Consider the following 24,583-nt stretch of genomic DNA (forward strand, 5'->3'; position numbering starts at 1 on the left):
GGAGGCTTCGCGTTGCCTGCACGTGCCGCCGCTGGCTCCCCCGCTCGGCGGGAGGACCGGGCGGGGTGGCGAGGTTCGGGTGTTTGCGCTGGTCGAGGGCGTTGTCAGTGGGGTCTCTTACGGTAGGTGCATGAGTACGGAGAGTGGCTTTCGAGAGTGGGTGCGGGCGGGGTCCGGACCCTCGGGTGCGCGGCGTGGCGGGTCGTTCGCCGGGGCGTGGCGGGTGAGGGATCAGCGGGCCAGGCGGCCGAGGAGCGAGGAGGCCATGGCGATACCGGCGACCGCCGCGGCGGCGAGCACGACGAAGTCGAGGGCCAGATGGGAGGTGGTGCCCAGGAGTAGTCCGCGGAGGGCGTCGACCTGATAGCTGAGGGGGTTGATCTTGCTGACGGTCTGCAGCCAACCAGGCATGACGGCAACGGGATAGAGGGCGTTGGAGGCGAAGAAGAGCGGCATGGTGATGGCCTGGCCGATGCCCATCAGGCGGTCGCGAGTCAGCACGATGCCGGCGATCGAAATCGACAGACAAGAGAAGAAGGCGGAGCCGAGGATCACGGCGACGGCCACGCCCAGGAGGCGCAGCGGGTTCCAGGTCATGGCCACCCCGAGCAGGGCGGCGATGACGATCACCACCACGGCCTGGAGCAGTGCCTTCACCCCGGCGGCGAACGCCTTGCCCGCGATCAGCGCGGAGCGTGGTGTGGGGGTGACCAGCAGCTTGGTGAGGATGCCGGCGTCCCGCTCCCAGATGATCATGATGCCGTAGAAGATCGCGATGAACATGGCGGACTGGGCGATGATCCCAGGCGCCAGATAGTCGATATAGGGGGTGCCACCAGTGGGGATGGCCTTGATACGGGTGAAGGTCTCGCCGAAGACCACGAGCCAGAGGGCGGGTTGGACGGCGCGGGTGTAGAGCTCCGTGCGGTCATGACGGAGTTTCTGCAACTCGACCACGCACATCGCGACGACTCTGGCGGGCAGCACCCGCCAGCCCGCGCGGGCACGCGGTGGGACCAGTAGGAGGTCCAAGTCGCGGGTGGCGGCGACGGTCTCAACCGACTCGGGCTGCGGTACGGCGGGTGCTCCGGACATCGCGGAAGTCTCCTGACTGCTCGTCGAGGCCGGTGCCGGCGACGTCCCGGAAGACGTCCTCCAGCGTCGGCTCCGCGTCGGACGAGGGCAAGGACGAGGGCAAGGACGGGGACGAAGGGGAAGGTGAGGGAGGGGGAGAGGTGAAGGGGGTGGACGGTGCGGTCGCGGCGCGGGCGCGGCGGGCGCGCAGGGCCGCGCGGAGTTCCCCGGGCGTGCCAAGGGCGCGGATCCGGCCGCGGTGCATCAGGGCGACGCGGTCGCAGTACTGCTCGGCCTCGTCCATGTAGTGGGTGGTGACCAGGACGGTCATTCCGGTTGCGGCGCGGACTGCGTTGATGTGTTCCCAGACGCTGGTGCGGGCGATCGGGTCGAGACCGATCGTCGGTTCGTCGAGCATCAGCAGGCGGGGTGCGCTGACCAGTGCCTGGGCGAGTTCCAGGCGGCGGATCATGCCGCCGGAGTACGTCTTGGCGAGCCGGTCGGCGGCATCGGTGAGGTGGACGGCGGCCAGTGCCTGGGTGACGCGGGCGGCACGCTCGCGTCGGGCGACGTCGAAGACCCGGGCGAAGAGTGCGACGTTCTCCCGGCCGGTCAGCCCGGCGTCGGCGGACAGTTGCTGCGGCACATAGCCCAGGAGGCGTCGGACGGCCATCCGCTCCCGCGCCGCGTCGTGGCCGAAGACCCGGACCATGCCCACGGGGACGGGCAGGAGGGTGGTGATGCAGCGGATGGCGGTGGTCTTGCCCGCGCCGTTCGGGCCGAGCAGGCCGAAGACCTCGCCGGGGTGGACGGCCAGGTCCACTCCGTCCACGGCGCGGGTCTCACCGAAGGCGTAGCGGAGGGCGTGGCAGGTGAGGGCGTCGCTACCCGAGGCCCGATCCGGAGCGAGGGCTCGATCCGGGGCGGGGGCCATCGGGTGGTCGGTCGGGGGCCCTGCGGTGTCCGGGGGTTCTCCGGGGGCGGTCCGCGGGGCCGTCCGGCCCGAGTCGTCGCTGGTCATGGTCCCTCCGTCTGCTGGTGCAGGTTGTGGGCGAGCTGGCGCAGCGCCGGAAGGGCGGCCTCCAGTGCCGTCCGGTCGGCCTCGGTGAGGCGCGTGACCTGTTCGCGGACGAGGGCGCTGCGGCGGGTCTCCCAGTCGTGCAGCCGCGACCGGGCCGCCGGGGTGGGGAAGAGCTGCGCCGAGCGTCGGTCGGCGGGGTCGGTCTGGCGGCGTAGGTAGCCGGCCCGGCTGAGCTGGTTGACCAGGGTGGAGACCGAGTTGCCCGCGAGGTAGAGCTCCTTCGCGGCGGCGGAGACGCGGATGCCGGGCCGGGTGGCGACCAGCCGCAGGAGTTCGACCTGTGCGCCGCGCAGTCGGGGGGCGGGCAGGCCGCGTCGGAGCCGCCGGCGGATCAGCCGTTGGATTCCGGCCAGTACGTCGGCCAGCTCGTCGGGGAGGTCCCCTGTGGCCATATGTCGACTTTAGCTCTGAGTGAGAGGCACGTCAGGTGGTGCATGGCGGACGGAGAGGGGGTGTGCGCCCCGGCCGGATGCGGGGTGGTGGCACCGGGCCGAATACGGGGTGGTGGTGCCAGGCAGGCGGTCCGGGCCTGGTTTGCGCCGGGGACTCGGGGTCGGGGGCATCCCCCAGGCCCTGGACTGCGTCGGGGTCGGCAAGAAGGTGCGCGAGGGCGGCGAGCGCTGCGGTATGTGCACCCCGGTCCCGCGCGGCGAGGGCCACGACGAGGCGCACCGGGTCGTTCGTCTCGTGGCCGAAAGGCACCAGCCGCGTCGGACGGACCCAGGACAGCGCGGTTCTCAGCACGGCGGGCGACGGCCGGGCGTGGGCGAGGGCGAAGCCGGGGGCGAGGGCGAGGTACGGGCCGTTCTCCCACCACGTTGTCGATCATCTCGGTGGTGTACGCGGTAGTGGTGGCCCCGGTGTCCACCAGCAGCCCGCTCGCCGTCCGAATCGCTGCCCGCCAGTCCGGAACCGGTGCGTCCAGGCGTACGGCCGCGGCGAGGAGGAGATCGCTCAGAGCTGCCATGGCGGGACTCTACGGGCGGGCGGGCGGGCGGTCGTGCACTGGGTCCGTGGAGGGGGAGTTGGAGGTGGGCGTGGGGAGGGGGCGGGGAGGGGGCGGGGAGGAATTGGGGGGTTATCAGGGGCGTTGTGAGGGGTTGGGGTCCGAGTGGGGGTCAGGGGGCGATCGGGGTTGGTGCCGGGGGCGGTGGGGCGGCGAACCGTGCGGCGCGTGATGGGTATTGTGACGCCGTGTGGGCGACAGCACGGTGTGGACTCTGGCAATTGCGGCGCTGACCGGCGGTACGGCGGTACTGGCCAGCTGGGTGACCAGTCGCGGCAGTACGCAGGCGGCCAAAATCCAGGCGGAGACCGCGGCGCGCTCGCAGCGCGCGGAGAAGTTGCGGGAGAGCCGGCGCACCGCATACCTGGATCTGATCGAGCAGACCCATCGGATCGGCGAGTTGTACTGGGAGATCTCCGCGGAACTACGGGAGTCCGCCTCGGACACCCGGACCGCCAGACTCGACGCGCTGCTCGACCGCGAGACCGCGGAGTACGCGAAGATCCGCCGCTGCGCGCGGGTCGTGGAGTTGGAGGGCCCACCCTCCGCCGCAGCCGCGGCACTCACCCTCCAGAAGGCGACCGGGCCCTTCTACGAAACGCTACGGACCGGCATGGTCGAGGACACGGACTGCCGCGAGGAGTTCAACGCCGCGTACACCCCCTTCTGGAAGGCGTTGGAGAACTTCGTGGCCACGGCCCGGGCGGCACACCAGACGGACTGAGTGCAGCAGACGGACCGAGCGCACCCGACGGACCGAGCGCATCAGGCGCACGGGACAGCGGGCGCATACCGCGTATGCCGGTGCCGGTGCCGGTACTGGCGCCAGGCTCGTGGTCAGTCGCTCTGGGCTCGTTGGCGGGTCCGGTACGCGCGTAGGTGCGGTGCGGGCACCAGGGAGCCCGGCTCGGGTGCGGCTTCCTGTGCCTGGCCGTCAGTTCGTGACGGGGCCGGGGCTGGCGCCCGTGAGCAGGCCGCCGCGTCGCTCATCCCTTCGCAGCCGGTCCGGGCGCCTACGGGCTTCGCGCCGCCCGGCGGCTCCCCCTCCCGCCCCGACGGCTCGCCCTTCCTCCTCCCCCCGCCTACCCGGGCAGCCGACCTTTCGATCACCCGTTCGGCGTAGCGGGACGCAAGGAGATGGTCGGCGGCAGCCGGCTTTGGGGTGCCCAGGAAATGACGGGTGACGGCGGGTAACTGCGAGTAAAGCAGGGCCGATGTGCGCCGCAGGCTCCGAGTGCGGGCGGAGACAGCCGAGGCGGGGCCGGAATCCGCTGCGTACGCTATCCGGGATGAAATGGCGCCTTTGTGGCCGATGAGCGAAGGAAGGTGCGCCTTCCGACCGCCCCCGATACGGGGGCGGTAATTTGCTCATCGTTCTCGGGAATTCATCTTCCCGACGAAAACCCCCGTCCTTCTCACTCCAGGAGTTCCGAATGGCACAGGAAGCCGACAGCACCGTCTGGAACTGCCCATTCGATTATGCCGAGGCGCTGGAGTTCGATCCGACGCTCAGGCGGATCATGACCGAAGAGCCGGTCGCGCGTATTCGGCTGCCCTACGGCGAGGGCTGGGCGTGGCTGGTCACGAAGTACGACGACGTGCGGACCGTGACGACGGACCGGCGGTTCAGCCGGCATGCGGTCGTCGGGCGGGACTTTCCGCGGATGACGCCGGAGCCGATCGTGCAGGCCGAGGCGATCAACGTGATGGACCCGCCCGCGAGCAGCCGGCTGCGGAGCCTGGTCGCCAAGGCGTTCGCCCCGAAGCAGGTGGAGCGCATGCGGACGCGCACGCAGCACGTCGTCGACGAGTTGCTGGACCAGATGGTCGAGGACGGGGCGCCGGGGGACCTGATGGAGAACCTCGCGTCGCCGCTGCCGCTGACGACGATCTGCGAGGTGCTCGACATCCCCGAGGACGAGCGCGCGCAGCTGCGCGGGTACGCCCGGACGATGATGAACGTCAGCCTCGACAACAAGGACAACGCCGTCCGCGCCAAGGCCGACATGCGGGAGTACTTCACGGAGCTCACCGCACGGCGCCGCCGGGACCCCGGGGACGACCTGATCAGCGCGCTGGCGACGGCCCGCGTCGGGGACGAGGTCCTGGACGAGAAGGAACTCACGGTCATGGCCATGGTGCTCCTCATCACCGGCCAGGACACCACGACCTACGAGATCGGCAACCTCTCGTACACGCTGCTGACCCGGCCCAAGGACCTGGCGATGCTGCGGGAGCGGCCCGAGGCGCTGCCGCAGGCGATGGAGGAGATGCTGCGGTTCATCCCGTTCCGCAAGGGAGTTGGCATCCCGCGGGTCGCGCTGGAGGACGTGGAGCTCAGCGGAGTGACGATCCGGGCCGGGGACATCGTGCACGTCTCGTACCTGACGGCCAACCGGGACGGCGCGAAGTTCGAGCGCCCCGACGAGTTGGACCTGACGCGGGAGTCGACCGGCCACATGACGTTCGGCTGGGGTGCGCACCACTGCCTGGGCGCCCCGCTGGCCCTCACGGAACTCCAGGTCGCGCTCGGCACTCTGCTGAAGCGGTTCCCCGATCTGAAGCTGGCGAAGCCGGCCGACGAAGTGCGCTGGAACACGACGGCGATCTGGCGTTACCCGCTGGCTTTGCCGGTGGTGTGGTGAGTCGCCGGGGCCGCGGTAAATCCGCGGTCCCGGCGGCGGCATGCGGAACTCACCCCGCTGGCGTACGGTCTTAGGAATGACCCATCTGCACGGGGAGAGTTCAGTCTTCGACGGATGGCCCGCTCGCGTCCTTCCAGGGGTCTGTGTCATCAGGTCGGCGGAATCACCGGCGATTTCGCCGACCGACAACGGAAGCGCCAACGACGCGAATGCAGAGCGAAATCAGCACTGGGCGGACCACAGTCTGCAAGGAGTGCATCGATGGCCGTTTTGTGCAAACCGGCAATCGCGGTCCCTGAATACATCATCACCAGGGACGACACCCTCGAACTGGCACGACAGCTGCATGCGAACCATGCACAGCTGAATCTCGTGCTGAGGCTGATCGAGCATACGGGCGTAGTACGGCGACATCTGATCCAGCCGATCGACAAGGTGCTGGAGCATCCGGGGTTCGACGCCCGCAGTGCCATCTACGAAGAGGAGTCCAAGGCTCGCGTCCCCGCCGTGGTGCGCAAGGCGCTCGACCAAGCGGAGCTGGAGCCTCGGGACATCGACCTCATCATCTACGTGTCGTGCACCGGCTTCATGATGCCGGCACTGACGGCGTGGCTCATCAACCACATGGGGTTCCGGTCGGACACCCGGCAGATTCCGATCGCCCAACTCGGCTGCGCCGCGGGAGGTGCCGCGATCAATCGCGCGCACGACTTCTGCCGGGCGTATCCGGACGCCAACGTCCTGCTCGTCGCCTGCGAGTTCTGCTCGCTGTGCTACCAGCCCGAGGACGTCGGGGTCGGATCGCTCCTGTCCAACGGCCTGTTCGGGGACGCGGTCGCGGCGGCCGTGATGCGCGGCAAGGGCGGTGCGGGCGTCCATCTGGAGCGGAACGCCTCGTACCTGATCCCGCACACCGAGGACTGGATCTCCTACGCGGTGCGCTCCACGGGATTCCACTTCCAGCTGGACAAGCGGGTCCCGGGCACCATGGAGCCGCTCGCGCCGGCGCTCCGCGGCCTCGCGGAGCAGCACCACTGGGACGCCGGGAACCTGGACTTCTACATCGTCCACGCGGGCGGTCCCCGGATCCTCGATGACCTGAGCCGGTTCCTTGAGGTGCCTGAGGAAGCGTTCCGGTTCAGTCGGGCGACGCTGACCGAGTACGGCAACATCGCCAGTGCGGTGGTGCTCGACGCCCTGGCCCGCATGTTCGACGAGGCGTCGGCGCAGGACGGACAGCGCGGCCTGTTGGCCGGCTTCGGCCCCGGCATCACCGCGGAGATGTCGCTGGGGACGTGGACGTCGGCAGCGACCTGACGCACCGAGCAGCGAGGTGACGAGCCGTCATTCGTGGCGGCTCGTCACGCATGTGCGCCTTGGGTGCCGTCCCCCACTCCTCGAAAGTGAACCGTCCAGTTCATCTTTTGTGAGCAGTCGGTTGCACTTCTACTTATTCGGGCATTAGATTGAACTGACAAGTTCATTTCTATCTCGTCCCTACCTCAGTGCGACCGGAGAGACACATGACGCAAGCACGTGGTGATCGTCTGGACGCGGGCCTGTTACGGCTGATCGGCGTGCTGCTGCTGGGCGGGCTTCTGGGCCTGCTCGACAGCACGATCGTGAACGTCGGAATGGGCACGATGGCCCGCCACTTCGACACCACCCTCAACACGGTCGGATGGGTCGCCACCGGCTATCTCCTCGCCGTCAGCATCGCCATCCCGTTCACCGCGTGGGCGGTGGAACGGTTCGGCAGCAAGAAGATGTGGCTGATCGGACTCTCGCTCTTCGTGCTGGGGTCGCTGGCCTCCGGCATCTCCTGGAACATCGAGAGTCTGATCGTCTTCCGCGTCATCCAGGGCTTCGGCGGCGGCATGCTCGACCCGATCATGCTGACCGTGCTGGCCAAGGTCGCGGGCCCCAGCCGGGCCGGCCGGGTGATGGGCCTGATGGGCATCGTCATTCCGCTCGGCCCCGTCCTGGGCCCCATCCTGGGCGGCGTGATCATCCAGGGCCTGGACTGGCGCTGGATGTTCCTCATCAACCTGCCCATCGGGCTGGTGGCCATCCTGCTGTCCCTGCGGGTGGTGCCGGCCGACCCGTCGTCGGAGGAGCGGGCGTCCACGCCGCTCGACATCGTCGGACTGGCGCTGCTGGGACCGGCCTTCGCCATCCTGGCGTTCGCGCTGTCGCAGGCCGCCGGGAACGCCGGGTTCGGTGCCCCGCCCGTCGTCGTCGCCCTGATCCTGGGAGCGGTGCTGCTGGTGGCGTACCTCGTGTACGCGGCCAGGGTCGGGGTGAAGGCGATCATCCGGCTGAGCCTCTTCCGCAGCCGCAGCTTCTCCGCCAGTGTCACGGTCATGGGCCTGACCGGGGTGATGCTCTTCTCGATGCTGTTCCTGGTGCCGCTCTACCAGCAGCGGGTGCGGGGGCACGAAGTGCTCGCGGCCGGACTGCTGTTGGCCCCGCTCGGGGTGGGCTCGTTCCTGGCGATGCCGATCGCGGGCCGGCTCAGCGACAAGGTGGGCGCCCGACGCCTGGCCCCGCTGGGCGGTCTGCTCATCGCGCTCAGCGCGTTCGCCTACACCCAGGCGGACGCCCGTACCAGCGAAGTCCTGCTGGGTCTGTGCGCGTTCGTCACCGGCGTGGGGCTGGGCTTCATCGGCGCGCCCACCATGGGCTCGCTGTACCGGACGCTGCCCGGGGACGCCATCGCGCAGGGCACCTCGGCGCTCTACATCGTCAACCAGCTCGGCGCCTCCCTCGGCACCGCCGTGGTCGCGCTGCTGCTGCAGAGCCAGACCGACGCCGGCAGCACGCAGGTGGTGGCCTTCCAGAGCGCCTCATGGTGGGTGTTCGCGGCAGCCGTCGCCGTCCTGGTCTCCGGCTGGTTCCTGCCCGGCAAGACGGCCACCGCGGCCGCCGCCGAGGAACGGCCGGCCGCGCAGAACGACGCCCAGGACGCCGTCGCGGCCCAGGGCTGAGCACCGACCGGTCCGGCCGGATTCCCCCCACCAGGGGCCGGCCGGACCGGGTGCGCGGGAAGACGCGCCCTGGCATGACCGCCCGGCCGCGCGCCAACGCTCCGGTCGTGGGACGACGACCGGAGCCGGCGCCGCGGCGGGCCCACGGGTCCGGGGGCCAGAAGCCCTCAACAGTCGGCTTGGAAACGGCTGTCAGGTAAGGCCCGTTGGTAGAAACTGCACGTTCTCACCCACCGAAGCGGCACCCGCACCCCGCCCGCTCCGGAGCCGCAGGCTGCCGGAACGGCCCGTTCGGCGTGCCCTTTTGACGAGTCGACAGAAGAGGACGGACGGACTGGTGCGGTGCCCATGAGAGCTGACGACGTCGACTTCGAGGCCGCGGAGGTGGCGCTGCTGCGGGCCGCGGTCCTCCCGCTCCCGGCGGTGCGCCCGCACCACCGGTGCCTGCTGGGACCGCCTCTGAGCAGCGCACTCGCGCACCACACGGCGCCCGACGCGCCCTGCCCGGAGAGCGACGGCGACGACGGGTCGGAGGAGGAGCGGCTGCGGGCGCGGATCGGGCAACTGGCCGCCGATCCGGCCTTCCGCACCGCGGTACGGCTCGCCAGTCCGGCCCTGGCCCAGGAGACCGACAAGGTGCTGACGGGCGGGCCGATCAAGCCCAAACGGCTGCGGCGCCTGCTGGTGTCCCTGACCAAGTACCACCTGCGGATGAGCCACCGGGCCACGCCGTTCGGACTGTTCGCGGGGGTCGCCCTCACCGGATTCGGGGACGAACCGGGGCTCACGGCGGGCGACGACCACCGGGCCGTGAGCCGGCCGGACGGGGCGTGGCTGGCCGGCGTGGTCGAGGAACTGCACGAGGTGCCGGGCGTCCTGGCGCGGACCCGGCTGGTGGCGAACGCCCTGCGGACGGTCCGCGACGGCCGGCTGCTGCTGGTGGACGCCCACGACCGCACGGGCGGCAAGCGGTTGACCCCTTCCGTCCGGCTGACCGGCCCGGTCCGGCGGGCACTGGAGCTGACCGCGGAGCCGGTCGCCTGGCCCGAGCTGCTCGCCGGGATGCGGGCCGCCTTCCCCGAGGCGGCGGACGGGGTGGTCGAGCGCTGCCTCGAACAGCTGGTGCGGGGCGGCTTCCTGCTCAGCGACCTCACCCCGCCGCCCGACTGCACCGCACCGCTGGCGCACGTACGGGAGCGGCTCGGCGGCGCCGGGCAGGAGACCGCCCGCGCCCTCGACGGGATCGCCGCGGCGCTGGACGCGCTGGAGCGTGCGGACCCCGCGGGCTGGGGGCCGGCGCTGGACACCGCCGTCACCCGGATGCGGGCGCTGCACGACGCCGAGCACGTCATCCAGGTCGACACCGCGCTGGACGCCCGCCTGGTGCTGCCGCGCGAGGTCCAGCGCGAGGTGGTGCAGGCGGCGACCGTGTTGTGGCGGACCTCGCTGATCCGGCCGGGCAGTGCGCAGCTGCGCGACTACCACGAGCGGTTCCTGGAGCGGTACGGCACGGACCGGGCGGTGCCGGTGCTCGAACTCCTGGATCCGGTCCGCGGGTTGGGGCTTCCCGAGGGCTACGCCGGCGGTCCGGTGGGGCGGCCCGCGCCGCACCCCGGGGCGGAGCGGCGCGACCGGGTGTTGGCCGAACTGTTCCTCGGTGCCACCCGTCGCGGCGCGGACGGCGCGGGCGGGGTCACCGAGGTGGTCCTGGACGACGCGGCGGTGCGCGCCCTGGGGGAGGCACGGGGCGAGGGGCCGGACACCCGGACCCCGCCGGCCTCCCTGGAGCTGGGGGCCGAGGTGGTGGCGCGGAGCGCGGAGGCCCTGTGGGCCGGTGCCTTCCGGTTGGTGCTGGGCACCAATCCGGGGTCGCCGCTGGCGGGCGCCACGTTCAGCCGGTTCGTACCTGCCCTCGGGGCGGGGGCGGAACGGGTGCGGGAAGTCGTCAACCGGGGCGCGGAGGCCGGAGACGGCGCGCCCCTCCACGCGGCGGTCGCCTACCGGCCGCGGGCCGTCCGCTCGACGAACGTGGCGACCGTCCCGCAGTGGCCGGCGCACCGCATCCCGCTGGGAGTGGGCCCGGCCACCGCCCCGGCCACCGTCGACCTGCCGCTGGGCGACTTGGCGGTGCTGGCCGACCTGGACGGGCTCCGGCTGATCGAGGCGGCCACCGGCCGGCGGGTGCGGCCGGTGTCGTACTCGATGCTCAATCCGGCGAGCGGCCATGTGCCCCATGTGGCGCGGTTCCTGCTGGAGGTCGGGCAGGAGGGCCAGGAGTGGTGCCTGCCGTGGAATTGGGGCAGTTGGTCGTCGGCGCCGGCCCAGCCGCGGGTGACCTACGGCCGGACGGTGCTGTCCCCGGCGCGCTGGCTGCCCGACCGGGCGCTGACCGGGGTGGCCGCCGAACCGGACCGGGCCTGGCGGGGGCAGGTGGCCCGCTGGCGACGGCGCTGGGACGTGCCCCGGCACGTGCTGCTGGTCCGCGCCGACAACCACCTCGCGGTCGACCTCGACGACCCGTTGCACCTGATGGTGTTCCGGGACGAGGTGCGGCGCGGCGCCGGACTCGTCGTCCTGGAGCAGTTCGGTGGCTCCCACGGCCGGCGGTGGCTGACGACCCCGGACGGCGCGCACGCCTGCGAGTTCGTCTTCCCGGTCTTCGCGCGGCGCCCGTCCGGAAAGGCCCCGGAGGCGCCGCAGTCCCGGGAGCGCACCGGGCCGGCCACGGCGGTCCGCGCCCCGCTCCCGGACCGGGCGGCGCAGGCGCACCTGCCGGGCGGCGAATGGCTCTACGCCAAGGTGTACGCGCCCGACGCACTCCAGGGACAGCTGCTGGCCCGTCACGTACCGCGGCTGACCCGCCCGGAGCTGCTGACCGCGGCCGGTGCGGACTCCTGGTTCTTCCTGCGCTACGCGGACCCGGACCCCCATCTCCGGCTGCGCTTCCACGGCAAGCCCGGCCCGCTGTGGTCGGTGCTGCTGCCCGAACTCCAGCGGTGGGTGGCGGAGTTGCGGGCGGCGGGGCTGGCCGACCGGCTCGTCCTCGACACCTATGACCCGGAGATCGAGCGGTACGGCGGTCCGGGCGCCCTCGTCCACGCCGAACGTGTCTTCCACGCGGACAGCGAGGCGGTCCTCGACCAACTCTCGCTGCCCACCGGGCCGTTGGCGGACTGCCCGCCCACCGCGGCGGCCGCACTGGGAATCCTGGCCGTGCTCACCGAGTTCGGCACGGCAGGGGAGGCGCTCGACTGGCTGAGCGGGCCCACCGTCCTGGAGCGCCGCGACGGGGTGACCCGGGAGCAGAAGAACCTGATCGCCGGGCTGCTCGACGCGGACGGCCGGCCGGTCGCACCGGAGCGCGGGACCGGGCCCGATCCCGCCCTGCCGGCGCGCTGGTCCGACCGGGCACAGGCGCTCGGCGCGCTACGGGACGCGCTCACGGGCAGCGGACCGGACCCGGACCGGCGCGCCCCGGTCGCCCTGAGCCTGGCCCACATGCACTGCAACCGGCTGCTGGGACCGCATCGCGCGGACGAGGAACTGGCGCACGCCGCGGCGCGCGAGGCCCTGGCGCTGCGGCTCGACCGGACACGGCACCACCGGTGACGGCCACGGAAGGCAGCACGGCGCCACGTACCGGGACGTCGGGGGTGGTCCGGGGCCCCGGGCCGGGCGGCCGGTATCCCGAGGACGCGCCGGTCGCCGGGCACGCGGCGGCGCGGGCCGCGGCCCGCGCCGCCGCGGAGACGGTCGCGGAACTCCTGCGGTCCCCCGCCCACGTCGCGGAGACCGCCGGTCGGAGCTACGCGACCGCCCCGGACACCTTGATGCTCCCGGGCTGGCAGCCCGCCTCCCAGTTGCTCGGCCACGCCGGAATCGCCATGCTGCACACCGCGCTCGCCGGCCACGACGGACGGTGGGCCGCGGTCGCGCACGGACACCTGGCCGCGGCCGCACGGGCGACCGCGGCGGCCGGTCCGGCCGGTGCGGGCGACCTGTTGGTCCCGGCCCGGCAGGCGGCGGCCGGCGGCGGGTACGCGCGGCTGCTGGCGCGCGCCGCGGACGTCCACGCCTCCTATGCGGCGGCCAGGTTGCGGCACTTGCAGGAACGGAGGGCCACGGAGGGGCCGGGGCTGTCGTACCTGGATTACGACGCGATCGCGGGGCTGGCCCGCCAGGGGCGCGGCCTGCTGTCGGCGGCGGCGCACGGCCACGACCGTAGCGCCGAGGTACTGGGCGGGGTACTGGCGCATCTGGTGGCCCTGGCGCGTCCGGTACGGGTGTACGGGACCGAGGTGCCGGGGTGGTGGTGCGCCCCGGAGCGCTACGTCGTCCCGCGTGACCGGGAGGAGTTCCCGCGCGGCGACTTCAACGTCGGCGTGGCCCATGGCGTGTGCGGGCCGCTGGCGCTGCTGTCACTGGCCCGCCTGGCCGGCTGCTGGGTGCCCGGGATGACCGGGGCGATCCGCACGCTGTCCGACTGGGTACGGGGCAAGGGACAGGTCGGGCCGGCGGGCGAACGGTGGCCGGGCCGGGTGGGATTCGACGAGGAGACCGGGGCCGCCGTGCTGCCGGTCGGAGCCCGGTCCCGCCCGGGTTGGTGCTACGGCACGGCCGGCACCGCCTGGGCCCTCCATCTGGCCGGGCGGGCCCTGGACGATCGGACGCTCACCGGACGGGCGTCTGCCGCCGTCCGCGCGGTCTTCCTCGCCCTGGACGCGGAAGTGCCGGGCGAGGACCCGGGGATGTGCCACGGCCTCGCCGGCCTGGTGCGGGTGGGGACGCGGATGGCGGCGGTGAACGGGGACCCGGCGCTGGCGGCGGCGGTGGCGGCGGCCGCGCACCGGCTGGCCGACGGCTTCGACTCCCGGGCGGCCTTCGGCTACCGGCAGCCGGTCGCCCATGCGCGGGGAGTGGTGCGCATCGATGCGCCCGGGGTGATCGACGGTGCGGCGGGGGTCGCGTTGGCGCTGCTGGCCTTCGCGGACGCGTCGGAAGGCATCGACCGTGCCTACGGGCGATGCCGTACGTACGGCGTCGACGGTGCGCGCGGCACGGACGGGAGAGGGGCCTTGAACGGGAGAGGGTCCTCGGACGCCGGGGCGGACGGGTGGGACAGCGCGTTCCTGCTGTGCTGAGCGGACAGCGGACAGCGGACAGAAGCCAGCGGTCAGTAGCCAGTAGCCATGGTGCGGTCGACCGCAGCCGGTGTGGTGCGGTGCCGGGTGGGCTCCGCAGGTCGCGGAGCCCACCCGGCGTCCTGGTGTCAGCAGTGCCAGGACGTCACGGGGCAGGAGAGACAGGTGCCCGTGCCCGTGAAGGACTTGGACTCCATGGTGAAGCCCTCCTCGTCCACCATCTCCATGTCGAGGTCGAGATCGAAGTCGGCTTCCAGTGCGGTGGTCTGCATGATCCGTCGTCCCTTCGTGAGCGGATGTGCCGGAGGTCCGGCAAGACGCCCCAGTCCTAACGGGTCGCGCCAATCCGCCGCTTAGCGGTTTCTAAGCCCGTTCTTCCGTGCCATGGGCGTCGTAGCGCGACGGCCCGTCCGGCGAGCCGGCTCAGCAGGCCGGTTCAGCGCGGCGCAAGAACCCCCTTAGAAGCGGCTCAGGGTGGGGCGGCAGGGTTCCGGGAGGGAGGCTAAAACCATGATCGAAGCGATCCTGCCGCCGGAGGCGGCCGCAGCCGAGGCGTTCGAGGACTCCCCCGCCGCCACGATCTTCCCGGAGGAGGCCGCTCTGGTCGCCCGGGCAGCGGAGGTCCGGCGACGGGAGTTCACCACGGGCCGGGACTGCGCCCACCGCGCGCTGTCCGCGCTGGGCGCGCCGGTCGGGCCGGTGCTGTCCGGCCCGTGCGGTGCACCGGCCTGGCCGCCCGGGGTGGTGGGCAGCATCACCCACTGCGCGGGGTACCGGGCCGGTGTGGTGGCCCGGGAGGGGGAGGTCAGGTCGCTGGGCATCGATGCGGAGCCCAACGCGCCGCTGCCCCCGGGGGCCGAGCCGGTCATCGCCCTCCCGGAGGAGGCCCGGCGGCTGCGGGAACTGGACCGCGCGTTGCCGTGGGTGCACTGGGGTCGACTGCTGTTCAGCGCCAAGGAGGCCGTCTACAAGGCGTGGTTCCCGTTGGGCGGCCGGATGCTGTCGTTCGAGCACGCCACCGTGACGTTCGCCGTCCCGGCCGGCGCCATCAGCGGCACCTTCACCGGACGGGTCCATGCCACCGCCGCACCGGGCCGCGGGGCGGCGCCCACACTGGTGCCGGGCAGGTGGCTGGCGGCGGGCGGGCTGCTGCTCACCTCGGTGGTGCTGCCCGCGCCGCGGACGGTGCCCGGCGCGCCTCGGCTCAGGCGCTCCGTGCCCGCACCGACGCCCGCACCACGTCGGCAACCGGCCTAACCTCCGACCCGAGGTAGAAGTGGCCGCCGTCGAACGTCCGCAGGCGGAAGGGGCCGGTGGTGTGTCGGACCCAGGCGCGGGCGTCGGCCACGCTCACCCGCGGGTCGGCGCGGCCGGTCAGCGCGGTCACCGGGCAGTGCACCACGGCGTCCGGGGGTGTGCAGCGGTAGGTCTCGATGGCGCGGTAGTCGGCGCGCAGCGCGGGGAGGACGGCCCGTACCACCTCGGGGTCGTCCAGCAACGCGCCACCGGTGCCGTCGAGTTCGCGGAGTTCGGCGAGCAGGCCGGCGTCGTCGAGGAGGTGGACGCGTTCGGTACGGGCGAGGCCGGGCGCGCGTCGGCCCGAGGCGAAGAGCATCAACGGATCGCCGCGGCCCTCGCGTTCCAGGCGGCGGACGGTTTCGAAGGCGACGGTCGCGCCCATGCTGTGGCCGAAGAACGCGGTCGGTCCCTCGTCCAGCACGGCGGACAGCTCGGTCGCCAGGTGGGCGGCCAGGAGCCCGATGTCGGTCAGTGGTGGTTCGTGCCTGCGGTCCTGACGCCCCGGGTACTGGACCGGCAGCACCTCGACGTCCGGGCTCAATTGGCGGGCCAGTGGGTGGAAGAAACTCGCGGCGCCGCCCGCGTGCGGGAAGCACACCAATCTGACCGGCGCCCCGGGTGCGAGGCGGAAGCGCCGTACCCACGTGTCGCTGCCTGTGCCCGTCGTCATTTCTTCCTCACCTTCCGCAGCCTCTGCAATAGCGCCGGGAAGGTATCTGCGGCGTCTAAGGAAACTCTTAGGGGAGTTTCCCATCGGGCCGTTCCATGGTTCGTTCCCGGGGCGCGCCCATACGGCGCTCGTGGCGTCTTCCGGCGGACTTCTCGGAACGTTATCCGGGTGTTCTCCGGGCGTTCTCCGATCACCGTCCGGGCGTTGTCCTGGGCGTTCTTCCGGGGTTCTCCGGCCGTCCTTGCTGCGACTTTAGAAGCGGCTAAGGGTTCGCTCAGTGCGGTCGGTGATGCTGGTCCCGCCAAATCGCGAGGAGGCCAGCATGACGCATGTGGCAGCCGACCCGGACCGGTGTATCGGTGCGGGTAGGTGCGTATCCATCGCGCCCGCGCTGTTCGACCAGACCGACGACGGCGAGGTTGTCGTCCTGCGCTCCTCGCCGGATCGGGAAGAACTCCCGCTGGTGCGGGAAGCGGTCGATCTGTGTCCGGGGCGTGCCCTGTCGGTCAGCGCCGACTGAGGAACTCCCCCGAGCTTCACCAAGAATTTCCTGCATGTCTTCGGATAACCCCGAACCGCCTTTTCCGGAACCGCAGTCGAGGAGAACGGTTTCTGATGTCCTTACTTGATCAGGCCGGCGCACCGGCTTTCCCCACCGCTCGTGGATGCCCTTTCTCGGAACCTTCCGGATATCCCGGACTGCGGGCCGACGGCCCGGTGTCGAAGGTGACGCTGTACAACGGGCGCCGGGCCTGGATCGTCACCGGCTACGACGCCGCGCGCCAGGTGCTCGTCAACCACGAGGACTTCTCCTCCGTACGGGACGACCCCCGGTTTCCGGCCACCGCGCCCCGATTCGAGGCGGCCCGGAAGATCCGCAACTTCCTCGGGATGGACCCGCCGGAGCACACCGCGCAGCGGCGCACCCTCACCGCGAGCTTCACCGTCAAGCGGATCGCCCGGCTGCGGCCGCACATCCAGCAGATCGTCGACGGGTTGCTCGACGCGATCCTGGCCGGGGACGGCACCGCCGACCTGGTGCCGCAGTTCGCGCTGCCGGTCCCTTCGATGGCCATCTGCCACCTGCTGGGCGTCCCGTACGACGACCACGCGTTCTTCGAGGAGCAGTCGCGGCGGATCGTCCAGGGGGAGTCGAGCCTGGAGGACAGTGCGGCCGCCTTCGCCAACGTGCGGGACTACCTGGCGGACCTCATCGAGACCAAGCGGCGCACGCCCGGTGACGGACTGCTGGACGAGCTGATCACCGACCACGTCGCCACCGGCGGCCTGGACGCCGCGGACCTCTCGGAGATGGCCCTGCTGCTCCTGGTCGCCGGCCACGAGACCACCGCCAACGCCATCGCGCTCGGGGTGCTGACGCTGTTGGAGCACCCCGAGGTGCTGGCGCGGGTGCGGGCCGACGCCGGGGCGGTCCCGGGGGTGGTGGAGGAGTTGCTGCGGCTGCTGTCGATCGCGGACGGGGTGCCGCGGTTCGCCACCCGGGACACCGAGATCGCCGGCCAGTCGATCGCGGCCGGCGACGGGGTGCTCGTCGCGGTGGCCGCGAACAACCGCGACGAGGCGGTCTTCAGCGATCCGGGCGCCTTCGACGCGGACCGCGCGGCCCGCCGTCATGTGGCGTTCGGCTACGGCATCCACCAGTGCCTCGGACAGAACCTGGCGCGCGCCGAGATGGAGATCGCGCTGGCCTCGATCGTCGCCCGGATACCCACCCTGCGGCTGGCGGTACCGGCGGACGAGCTCCGGCTCAAGCACCCGGCCGGGCTGCACGGTGTGGTCGCGCTGCCGGTGACCTGGTGAGGAGGGGAACGACCATGTCAGACACGGCAGAGACCACACAGGCCACCGCGACCGGGCCGACCTCGGACGGCGAAGGGCGTGCCGACGCACTGCTGTCCTCGATGGCCGGCGCCTTCCTCGACGGGATCGACGACCTCGGCGCGGTGTCCCCCGCCGCGGTGCCCGACCCGTCCGCGCCGCTGGGCGAGCTGGACTCGGCGGGCCAGGTGACCCTGGACCACCTCACCGAATACGTGCGGGGCGGCCACGGGCTGATCACCCCGGTGCCCGAGCTGGGCCAGGTCCGCTACTACCACGACGAGCTGCACACCGCGTCGGGCGACCAGATCGGCACGGTGGCCGGCCGGTTGGAGATCATCCACCGCCGGCCGTCGGACGGCCACATGTTCGCCGTCCGTACCGAGCAGGTGCGGTTGCTCGGCCACACCTTCCGCTTCACCGGACTCAACGACATCACCGCCGAGTTCGCCGGCGCCTGGGTGTCCGTTCCGGGCGTCGGGCTCACCGGGGACCACCTGGGCCGGTCCGCGCTCCGTGCCATCCACATGACCCCCACTCCGCGGGTCTCCGACGTCCGCATCGTCATGTGCCGGTAGGCCGCCCGCCACCCGCACACCACAGCGCCACCGTCACCGCACCACCACCACAACCACCACACGTCTTCACCGAAGGGTTCTCCCATGCGCGTCCGCCCCTCGCTGCTGCGACCCGTGTCGATCGCCGCCTCGGTCCTCGCGGTCCTCAGTCTGTCCGCCGCCACCGCCGCGCCCTCCGCGGCCTCCACCGCCCGTGCCCGCACGACGACTTCCCCGGCCGAGAAGTCCTGCATCACCCACGAACTGAAGGAACCCCAGCTCAAGAACCTGCAGAACGTGAACGTGCCCGACCCGCGGCCCGGCCAGATCGGCATCTACTACGACGAACTGCGGGACGCCCACGGCGCCTACGCCGGCACGGTCATGGGCCGCTACGAGATCAAGAAGCACGTCCCGCGCGGCCCGGTCTGGACGTACTACACCGACGACCTGTTCCTCCCGGACGGGGTGATCCACGCCGAGGGCTGGGTCGACTTCAACGACGTCAAGAACACCAAGTGGGTGGGGTACCGGGCGACCGGTCTGGACGGCGTCTACAAGGGCCGCACCGGGGTGCGGGAGTGGCGCAACACCGGTGTGGACGGCGCTCCGGTCCCGGCCTTCCTGCGGCTGTGCAAGTGAGCGCCGGCCGACGCCGCGCCCGGCGCCCGCGCGCCGGGCGCCTCCCGACCGCGGCAGGTCCGCTTCCCGGAAGGACGTGACGATGGACGCCACCCCCGAGATACATCTGCTCTCCGCCGGAACGGCACTGCCCGGCACACCCGTTGACAACGCCACGCTCGCCAAGCGCTTCCAGATGGACGCCCTGTGGGAGCAGTGGGTCGAGACGTTCATCGGGACCCGCAGCCGGCACCTCGCGGTCGACCTGGAGACCGGCGAGGTGGGCCACACGCTGGCCGATCTCGGCACCGCCGCCGCACGCAGCGCACTGGAGCGGGCGGCGCTGCGCGCCGAGGACATCGACGTGGTGGTGATGGCGACCAGCACCCCGGACAGCCTCATGCCGGCCACCGTCAACGTGGTCGCCGACCGGCTCGGCATCGACCAGGTGCCCAGCTTCCAGCTGCAGTCCGGGTGTTCCGGGGCGGTGCAGGCGCTGGACCTGGCGCGGCAGATCCTGGGAAACGGCCGGCACCGGACCGCGCTGGTCCTCGGCGGGGACGTGGTCGCCCCCTTCTACGACGTCGATGTGGACCTGCGGAAGGTCGCGCCGGCCGAGCTGGTCAACTTCGTGCTGTTCGGCGACGGCGCCGGCGCCGCGGTGCTCGGCACCGACCCGGCGCCCGGATCGGCCGCGCTGCGCTCGGTGTTCACCCGGCTCGTGGGCCTGGGCCGGGCGCCCGGCGCCACCCTGGAGTGGTACGGCCCGGTCAAGCGCCCCGGGAACGGCCCGGCCGCCGCCGAGGACTACAAGGCGATCGAGGAACTCGTCCCGGAGATGTCCGAGGAGGTGCTGCACGAACTCCTGGACGACCTGGAGTGGCGGCAGGACGACGTCGACCTGCTGCTGCCGCCGCAGCTCTCGGGACGGATGACCGCGAAGATCGCCGAGCGGCTGGGGTTGGCCGACCGTCAGGTCAGCTGTGTGGCCGAGACCGGCAACATCGGCAACGGCGTGGTGTTCTTCCAGCTGGAGCGGGCCCTGGCACGGATCCGGCCCGGTGAGCGCGCTGTGGGGATCTCCATCGAGTCCAGCAAGTGGATCAAGGCCGGTTTCGCCCTGGAGGGGTCTGACCGATGAGCACCGCCACCACCGCCGAGGACCGCACACCGCAGGACCTCACGCCCAAGGCCCGACTGACCGCGCTGCACCGCGCCCATGAACTGGCCGTCCACTACGACGAGGTGCGCGACCTGGTCACCGAGCTGTCCGACCCGGACCTCGCACAGGCCGGTCAGCTGCTCACCCGGGTCGACCGGGACGACGTCCTCCGGCACCATCCGCGGACACCGGTGCTGCGGGTGGCGGTGACCGGGCACGGCACCCTCGTCCCGCTGGTGCCCGCGCTCACCGCGGAACTGGCCCGGCACGGCGTCCTCCTGGCCCCCACGCTCTCCGACTTCGACTCCTGGATCTTCGACCTCTGCGATCCGCAGAGCGCCCTGTACGCCGCCCGGCCCGACGTCGTGGTGTGCGTCCTGGACCCCACCGTGGTGCTGGACGAGCTGACGCCGCCGTGGCGGGTCACGGACGTCGAGCGGGTGCTGGCCGAGAAGCTGGCGCTGGTCCGGAAGGCCGCGGCGGCCTTCGGCACGGCCGGGCACGGCGTCCTGGTCCTCAACACCCTGCCGCTGCCGCGCCGGATCACCGGCCAGTTGGTGGACCACCGCTCACGGTCCGCGCTGGGCGCCGCCTGGCGCCGCTTCAACGCCGCACTGCTGTCGCTGGGTGAGGAGTTCGGTGCGGTCCTCACCCTCGACCTGGACCCACTGCTGGCCGAGGGCATCCCGGCCACCGACGACCGGCTGAGCGTCTACACCAAGGCACACCTGTCCCCCGATCTGCTCGCCGCCTACGCCCGGGAACTCGGCCACGTGGGCCGGGCACTGACCGGCCGTACCAAGAAGACGCTGGTGCTGGACCTGGACGAGACGGTGTGGGGCGGGGTGCTCGGCGAGGACGGGCAGCAGGGGCTGGAGGTCGCCGACAGCTACCGCGGGGAGGCGTTCCGGGCGTTCCAGAGCGTCGTCAAACAGATCGGCTCGCAGGGCGTGCTGATCGCCGCGGTCAGCAAGAACGACGCCGAGCCGGTGCACCAGGCGCTGCGCGAGCACCCGCGGATGACGCTGCGCGAGGAGGACTTCGTCCGGATCATCGCCAACTGGAACCCCAAGCACGACAACCTCGTGCGGCTGGCCGAGGACCTCAACCTCGGCGTGGACGGCTTCGTCTTCGCCGACGACAGCTCCTTCGAATGCGGTCTGGTCCGCCGGGAGTTGCCGGACGTCGCGGTGATCCGGCTGGACCGGGAGCCGGCGCTGCACGTCCAGCGGCTGCTGCGGGACGGCTGGTTCGACGTCCGTGAGCTGACCGGCGAGGACGAGAAGCGGTCCGCCCGCTACCGCGACGAGCTGGTCCGCAAGGACTTCCTCGACACCTTCGGTTCGCTCGACGACTACCTGCACGAGTTGCAGGTCCGGGTGCGGCTGGCGCCGGTCACCCACGGCGACGTCGACCGGGTCGCGCAGATCACCCTGCGCACCAACCAGTTCAACCTGACCACCGTGCGGCTCCAGGCGGAGGCGGTCCGCGCGCTGGCCACCGCCCCCGACTCGTCGGTGCTGGCCGTCCACGTCTCGGACCGGTTCGGCGACAACGGGCTGGTCGGCGCGGTGCTCACCCGGCGCACCGGCGACACCGTGCACATCGACAACTTCCTTTTGAGCTGCCGGGTGTTCTCCCGCGGCATCGAGAGTGCCTGCCTCTCGGCGGTGCTGCGGCACGCCCGGGCCACCGGCGCCCGGGAGGTCGTCGGCACGTACCGCAGGACCGCGAAGAACGGCAAGGTCAAGGACTTCTACCCGCGCGGCGGCTTCACGCCGGCCGGCGACCGGGACGGCACCGCGACCTTCCGGCACGCGCTGGCCGACGTGCTCCCCGTCCCGGACCACATCCACCTCACGGAACAGCTGGAGGACCTCTCGTGACGAACCTCGACGACTTCGTCGTCCTCCTCCAGGACGAACTGGGGCTGCCGGTGGCCGCGGAGGACATCCACCTCGACCTCGACGAGGTCGGCAGCTGGGACTCGCTGCACCTGCTGTCGCTCTGCGCCATCCTGGAGCGCGAGACCGGCCGCAGCCTCTCTCTCCCGGAGGTGCTGGAGGCCCGTTCGCTCGCCCAGATCTACGGACTGGCGGTCGGCCGGTGACCGCGCGGCTGCCCCGCGAGCGGCGGCACACCCTGTTCTTCCTCCAGGAGGTCCGCTCGTTCGCCCCGGTGTTCCTGGACACCGAGGTCGACATGACCCAGGTGTTGGCGCACCGGACCCGGGCCCGGGCGGCGGGCCGCCGCTACTCGCCGGTCAGCTACGTGGTGTTGTGCGCGGGGCAGATCCTCGCCAAGCACCCGGACGCCAACGCGGCGGTCCAGGGCCGACTGCGGCCCAAGGTCGCCCACTATCCGTTCGCGCACGGCAAGGTCACCCTCGACAAGCAGCAGGGCGGCCACCGGGTGGTGCTCGCCACCATCGTCCGGGACGTGCAGGAGCGGGACCTGGAGGAGGTGCAGCGCCACCTGGACCGGTTCCGCACCGGGGACCCGGACCGGATGCCGGAGTTCGCGGCGATCCGCCGGCTGCACGCCCGCCCCTGGCCGCTGGCGCTGGCCGCCTTCCGCAGGGCCGCCCGCGCGCTCCCCGTCCGGCCCGCACTGACCGGCACCTACGCGGTGACCTCGCTGGGCCACCGGGACGTGGACGGTTTCCACTCGGTCGGCGGCACCACGGTGACCTTGGGCGTGGGCCGGATCACCGACCGGCCGGTGGTCCGCGACGGCGAGGTGACCGTGGCCCCGGTGATGCGGCTGAGCCTCGCCTTCGACCACCGGGTCATCGACGGTGCGGAGGCCGCGGACGTCCTGACCGAGGTCAAGTCCGCGCTGGAGGGCTACCGGTGAACGACCTCAACGAGCTCAAGCAGTACGTCGTCGCACACGCCCGCTCACAGCGCCTGCCGGCCGGCCACTTCGAGTCCCTGCTCGCCCGCATCCACCACGACGGGGACGGCACGGAGGGTTCGTGGGTCCACGAATGGACCCGGGCCGCCGAACGCCTCGAACTGGACGGCGAGTTGTTGGCGGCGTGCCAGCACTACAACATGGCGCGGTTCCCGTACGTGGACGGGCCGGCCCGGCAGGAGGCGCACGCCCGCAGCGTCGCCACGTTCGACCTGTGGCGCCGTTCGGTGCCGGGCATCGAACCGCTGGAGGTGACGCTCCCGGAGGGCCGGGTGCGGGCCTGGGCCAGTGGACTGTCCGGCGGGCAGCGGCTGCCGCTGCTGGTGATGTGCGGCGGCATCGTCAGCATCAAGGAGCAGTGGGCGGCGGTCCTCACCCAGATGCGCTCCTACGGCATGGCCGGCGTGGTCATCGAGATGCCCGGGGTCGGGGAGAACACCCTCCCCTACCGCCGGGACAGCCACCGGATGCTGTCCGCCGTGCTGGACGCGGTCGCCGGCCGGGCCGACACCGCGCAGACCTACGCGCTGGCGCTCAGCTTCAGCGGCCACCTCGCGCTGCGGGCCGCGCTCGCCGACCACCGGATCCGCGCGGTCATCGGCGCCGGGGCACCGGTGCACGACTTCTTCACCGACCCCGCCTGGCAGCGGACCGTACCGAAGGTCACCGTCGACACCCTGGCGCACCTCACCGGCACCACATCCGAGTCGGTCTTCGACCACGTCCGTGACTGGGCGCTCACCGACGACGAACTGGCGGCGGTGGACATCCCGGTGAGCTACGTCGCCAGCCGCCGCGACGAGATCATCCCGCGCGGCGACATGCTGCGCCTCAAGCGCCGCGTGCGCCACTTCCGGGTCACCGAGCACGACGACGTGCACGGCTCGCCCGACCACTTCGCCGAGACCCAGCTGTGGATGCTGCTGTCCCTGCTGCGGGCCCGCCGGGTCGTCAACCGGCAACGGCTGACCTTGAGTTACGCGCTGACCCGGCAGCGGCTGCGGCGCCGACTGGGCCGTACCCCGGCCTGAGGGAGGAGGGCTCATGCAGCACGACGTGGGGTCCGCCGGACTGGTGCGGACCGGCCCCGCGGACCTGGATCCGGCCCGGTTGCGCGCGGTGTTCGGCGCCTTCGCCACCGGTGTGGTCGCCGTCACCGCCTACGACGAGCGGGCCGGCGGGCCGGTGGGGCTGGCCGCCAACTCGTTCGCATCGGTGTCCTTGGCACCGCCGCTGCTCTCGTTCTGCGTCGCGGTCACCAGCACCAGCTGGCCCCGGATGCGGACCGCGGCCCGGATCGCGATCAATGTGCTCGGCGCGCACCAGCGGCCGGTGTGCGAGCGGTTCGCCGCCCGCGGCGGCGACAAGTTCGCCGGCGTCGACTGGTTCCCGTCCCCCGCCGGGGCGCCGGTCGTCCGGGACTCGCTGGGCTGGTTGGAGTGCACGGTCGAGCACGAGTACCCGGCCGGCGACCACCTGATCGTGGTGGCCCGCGTACAGGAGCTGAGCGGCCCGCACCCCGGTGGACCGCTGCTGTTCTTCCGCAGCGGATACGGCCGGTTCACCGCCGACCCCTGACCCCGGG

Annotated in this window: 23 protein-coding genes; 17 read left to right on the plus strand and 6 right to left on the minus strand. The window is 72.1% G+C overall.

Translation table 11 applies throughout. The features are described 5' to 3' along the window. Positions 1–231 precede the first annotated feature (231 nt). Genes ACFVT2_RS17125 through ACFVT2_RS17140 form a run of 4 tightly spaced genes read right to left on the minus strand, consistent with a single transcriptional unit; the run spans position 232 to position 2,899 of the window. Entirely contained in the window at positions 232–1,095 is an 864-nt protein-coding gene (locus ACFVT2_RS17125) for an ABC transporter permease (protein WP_390018059.1), read from the minus strand. Next, the gene (locus ACFVT2_RS17130) at positions 1,055–2,095 is read right to left on the minus strand and encodes an ATP-binding cassette domain-containing protein (protein ID WP_390018062.1); all 1,041 of its coding nucleotides are present in this window, start codon (positions 2,093–2,095) and stop codon (positions 1,055–1,057) included. Before ACFVT2_RS17130 ends, ACFVT2_RS17125 begins: the two co-directional genes overlap by 41 nt. Then, entirely contained in the window at positions 2,092–2,547 is a 456-nt protein-coding gene (locus ACFVT2_RS17135) for a MarR family winged helix-turn-helix transcriptional regulator (protein WP_390018065.1), read from the minus strand. Before ACFVT2_RS17135 ends, ACFVT2_RS17130 begins: the two co-directional genes overlap by 4 nt. A 31-nt stretch (positions 2,548–2,578) precedes the next feature. Continuing rightward, positions 2,579–2,899 (minus strand): PTS sugar transporter subunit IIA, encoded by a 321-nt coding sequence (locus ACFVT2_RS17140; RefSeq protein WP_390018068.1) that lies wholly within the window; start codon positions 2,897–2,899, stop codon positions 2,579–2,581. A gap of 452 nt (positions 2,900–3,351) precedes the next feature. On the opposite strand from ACFVT2_RS17140, the gene ACFVT2_RS17145 reads away from it, so the two are divergent. From ACFVT2_RS17145 to ACFVT2_RS17170, 6 genes are all read left to right on the plus strand, one after another. After that, positions 3,352–3,885: a hypothetical protein gene (locus ACFVT2_RS17145; protein WP_390018071.1), complete on the plus strand. Its 534-nt coding sequence runs from the start codon at positions 3,352–3,354 to the stop codon at positions 3,883–3,885. A 709-nt stretch (positions 3,886–4,594) separates the two neighbouring features. Continuing rightward, the gene (locus ACFVT2_RS17150; RefSeq protein ID WP_390018074.1) at positions 4,595–5,806 is read left to right on the plus strand and encodes a cytochrome P450; all 1,212 of its coding nucleotides are present in this window, start codon (positions 4,595–4,597) and stop codon (positions 5,804–5,806) included. 261 nt (positions 5,807–6,067) lie between these two features. Continuing rightward, entirely contained in the window at positions 6,068–7,123 is a 1,056-nt protein-coding gene (locus tag ACFVT2_RS17155) for a type III polyketide synthase (RefSeq protein WP_390018077.1), read from the plus strand. 206 nt (positions 7,124–7,329) lie between these two features. After that, the gene (locus tag ACFVT2_RS17160; protein WP_390018080.1) at positions 7,330–8,793 is read left to right on the plus strand and encodes a DHA2 family efflux MFS transporter permease subunit; all 1,464 of its coding nucleotides are present in this window, start codon (positions 7,330–7,332) and stop codon (positions 8,791–8,793) included. Between the two features lie 348 nt (positions 8,794–9,141). Continuing rightward, on the plus strand, positions 9,142–12,402 hold the full coding sequence (locus tag ACFVT2_RS17165; protein ID WP_390018083.1) for a lantibiotic dehydratase: 3,261 nt from the start codon (positions 9,142–9,144) through the stop codon (positions 12,400–12,402). Next, positions 12,399–13,934, plus strand: coding sequence for a lanthionine synthetase LanC family protein (locus ACFVT2_RS17170; RefSeq protein ID WP_390018086.1), 1,536 nt, complete (start codon positions 12,399–12,401; stop codon positions 13,932–13,934). The genes ACFVT2_RS17165 and ACFVT2_RS17170 overlap by 4 nt, the downstream gene beginning before the upstream one ends. A gap of 128 nt (positions 13,935–14,062) precedes the next feature. Here ACFVT2_RS17170 and ACFVT2_RS17175 read toward each other — a convergent pair whose 3' ends face one another. Beyond that, complete coding sequence (locus ACFVT2_RS17175; RefSeq protein WP_390018089.1) at positions 14,063–14,206, minus strand: hypothetical protein; 144 nt, start codon at positions 14,204–14,206, stop codon at positions 14,063–14,065. Between the two features lie 238 nt (positions 14,207–14,444). On the opposite strand from ACFVT2_RS17175, the gene ACFVT2_RS17180 reads away from it, so the two are divergent. Further along, entirely contained in the window at positions 14,445–15,191 is a 747-nt protein-coding gene (locus tag ACFVT2_RS17180) for a 4'-phosphopantetheinyl transferase (RefSeq protein ID WP_390018092.1), read from the plus strand. Here the strand turns inward: ACFVT2_RS17180 and ACFVT2_RS17185 are convergent. After that, complete coding sequence (locus tag ACFVT2_RS17185) at positions 15,139–15,903, minus strand: thioesterase II family protein (protein ID WP_390018095.1); 765 nt, start codon at positions 15,901–15,903, stop codon at positions 15,139–15,141. The two genes, ACFVT2_RS17180 and ACFVT2_RS17185, sit on opposite strands and share 53 nt — an antisense overlap. Positions 15,904–16,225: 322 nt before the next feature. Between ACFVT2_RS17185 and ACFVT2_RS17190 the strand changes: the two genes are divergently transcribed. The 10 genes from ACFVT2_RS17190 (at position 16,226) to ACFVT2_RS17235 (ending at position 24,576) form a co-directional block, all read left to right on the plus strand. After that, positions 16,226–16,423 carry a ferredoxin gene (locus ACFVT2_RS17190; protein WP_390018098.1) on the plus strand — a complete coding sequence of 66 codons (198 nt, stop codon included), beginning with the start codon at positions 16,226–16,228 and terminating at the stop codon, positions 16,421–16,423. A gap of 206 nt (positions 16,424–16,629) precedes the next feature. Then, entirely contained in the window at positions 16,630–17,724 is a 1,095-nt protein-coding gene (locus tag ACFVT2_RS17195) for a cytochrome P450 (protein WP_390018101.1), read from the plus strand. Positions 17,725–17,738: 14 nt separating this feature from the next. After that, on the plus strand, positions 17,739–18,320 hold the full coding sequence (locus tag ACFVT2_RS17200) for a hypothetical protein (RefSeq protein WP_390018104.1): 582 nt from the start codon (positions 17,739–17,741) through the stop codon (positions 18,318–18,320). Between the two features lie 84 nt (positions 18,321–18,404). Continuing rightward, a complete protein-coding gene (locus ACFVT2_RS17205; protein WP_390018107.1) occupies positions 18,405–18,941 on the plus strand; it encodes a hypothetical protein in 537 nt (178 codons plus the stop codon). Positions 18,942–19,023: 82 nt separating this feature from the next. Further along, a complete protein-coding gene (locus tag ACFVT2_RS17210) occupies positions 19,024–20,061 on the plus strand; it encodes a 3-oxoacyl-ACP synthase III family protein (RefSeq protein WP_390018110.1) in 1,038 nt (345 codons plus the stop codon). Continuing rightward, entirely contained in the window at positions 20,058–21,968 is a 1,911-nt protein-coding gene (locus tag ACFVT2_RS17215; protein ID WP_390018113.1) for an HAD-IIIC family phosphatase, read from the plus strand. Before ACFVT2_RS17210 ends, ACFVT2_RS17215 begins: the two co-directional genes overlap by 4 nt. Beyond that, positions 21,965–22,192 (plus strand): acyl carrier protein, encoded by a 228-nt coding sequence (locus tag ACFVT2_RS17220; RefSeq protein ID WP_390018116.1) that lies wholly within the window; start codon positions 21,965–21,967, stop codon positions 22,190–22,192. The genes ACFVT2_RS17215 and ACFVT2_RS17220 overlap by 4 nt, the downstream gene beginning before the upstream one ends. Further along, the gene (locus ACFVT2_RS17225) at positions 22,189–22,938 is read left to right on the plus strand and encodes a 2-oxo acid dehydrogenase subunit E2 (protein ID WP_390018119.1); all 750 of its coding nucleotides are present in this window, start codon (positions 22,189–22,191) and stop codon (positions 22,936–22,938) included. The genes ACFVT2_RS17220 and ACFVT2_RS17225 overlap by 4 nt, the downstream gene beginning before the upstream one ends. Next, positions 22,935–24,029, plus strand: a complete 1,095-nt coding sequence (locus ACFVT2_RS17230; RefSeq protein ID WP_390018122.1) for an alpha/beta hydrolase — start codon at positions 22,935–22,937, stop codon at positions 24,027–24,029. Before ACFVT2_RS17225 ends, ACFVT2_RS17230 begins: the two co-directional genes overlap by 4 nt. A 13-nt stretch (positions 24,030–24,042) precedes the next feature. Further along, positions 24,043–24,576 carry a flavin reductase family protein gene (locus ACFVT2_RS17235; RefSeq protein ID WP_390018125.1) on the plus strand — a complete coding sequence of 178 codons (534 nt, stop codon included), beginning with the start codon at positions 24,043–24,045 and terminating at the stop codon, positions 24,574–24,576. The last annotated feature ends 7 nt before the right edge of the window (positions 24,577–24,583 follow it).

The organism is Streptomyces sp. NPDC058000 (assembly GCF_042886435.1).
Lineage (GTDB): Bacteria > Actinomycetota > Actinomycetes > Streptomycetales > Streptomycetaceae > Streptomyces.

Bases quoted from the DNA above. Each gene is read 5' to 3' on its own strand.
- ACFVT2_RS17175 (WP_390018089.1), bottom strand. From the start codon at position 14,206: ATGCAGACCACCGCACTGGAAGCCGACTTCGATCTCGACCTCGACATG.
- ACFVT2_RS17180 (WP_390018092.1), top strand. From the start codon at position 14,445: ATGATCGAAGCGATCCTGCCGCCGGAGGCGGCCGCAGCCGAGGCGTTC.
- ACFVT2_RS17185 (WP_390018095.1), bottom strand. From the start codon at position 15,903: ATGACGACGGGCACAGGCAGCGACACGTGGGTACGGCGCTTCCGCCTC.
- ACFVT2_RS17200 (WP_390018104.1), top strand. From the start codon at position 17,739: ATGTCAGACACGGCAGAGACCACACAGGCCACCGCGACCGGGCCGACC.
- ACFVT2_RS17205 (WP_390018107.1), top strand. From the start codon at position 18,405: ATGCGCGTCCGCCCCTCGCTGCTGCGACCCGTGTCGATCGCCGCCTCG.
- ACFVT2_RS17130 (WP_390018062.1), bottom strand. From the start codon at position 2,095: ATGACCAGCGACGACTCGGGCCGGACGGCCCCGCGGACCGCCCCCGGA.
- ACFVT2_RS17160 (WP_390018080.1), top strand. From the start codon at position 7,330: ATGACGCAAGCACGTGGTGATCGTCTGGACGCGGGCCTGTTACGGCTG.
- ACFVT2_RS17150 (WP_390018074.1), top strand. From the start codon at position 4,595: ATGGCACAGGAAGCCGACAGCACCGTCTGGAACTGCCCATTCGATTAT.
- ACFVT2_RS17210 (WP_390018110.1), top strand. From the start codon at position 19,024: ATGGACGCCACCCCCGAGATACATCTGCTCTCCGCCGGAACGGCACTG.
- ACFVT2_RS17235 (WP_390018125.1), top strand. From the start codon at position 24,043: ATGCAGCACGACGTGGGGTCCGCCGGACTGGTGCGGACCGGCCCCGCG.
- ACFVT2_RS17165 (WP_390018083.1), top strand. From the start codon at position 9,142: ATGAGAGCTGACGACGTCGACTTCGAGGCCGCGGAGGTGGCGCTGCTG.
- ACFVT2_RS17135 (WP_390018065.1), bottom strand. From the start codon at position 2,547: ATGGCCACAGGGGACCTCCCCGACGAGCTGGCCGACGTACTGGCCGGA.
- ACFVT2_RS17125 (WP_390018059.1), bottom strand. From the start codon at position 1,095: ATGTCCGGAGCACCCGCCGTACCGCAGCCCGAGTCGGTTGAGACCGTC.
- ACFVT2_RS17155 (WP_390018077.1), top strand. From the start codon at position 6,068: ATGGCCGTTTTGTGCAAACCGGCAATCGCGGTCCCTGAATACATCATC.
- ACFVT2_RS17190 (WP_390018098.1), top strand. From the start codon at position 16,226: ATGACGCATGTGGCAGCCGACCCGGACCGGTGTATCGGTGCGGGTAGG.
- ACFVT2_RS17215 (WP_390018113.1), top strand. From the start codon at position 20,058: ATGAGCACCGCCACCACCGCCGAGGACCGCACACCGCAGGACCTCACG.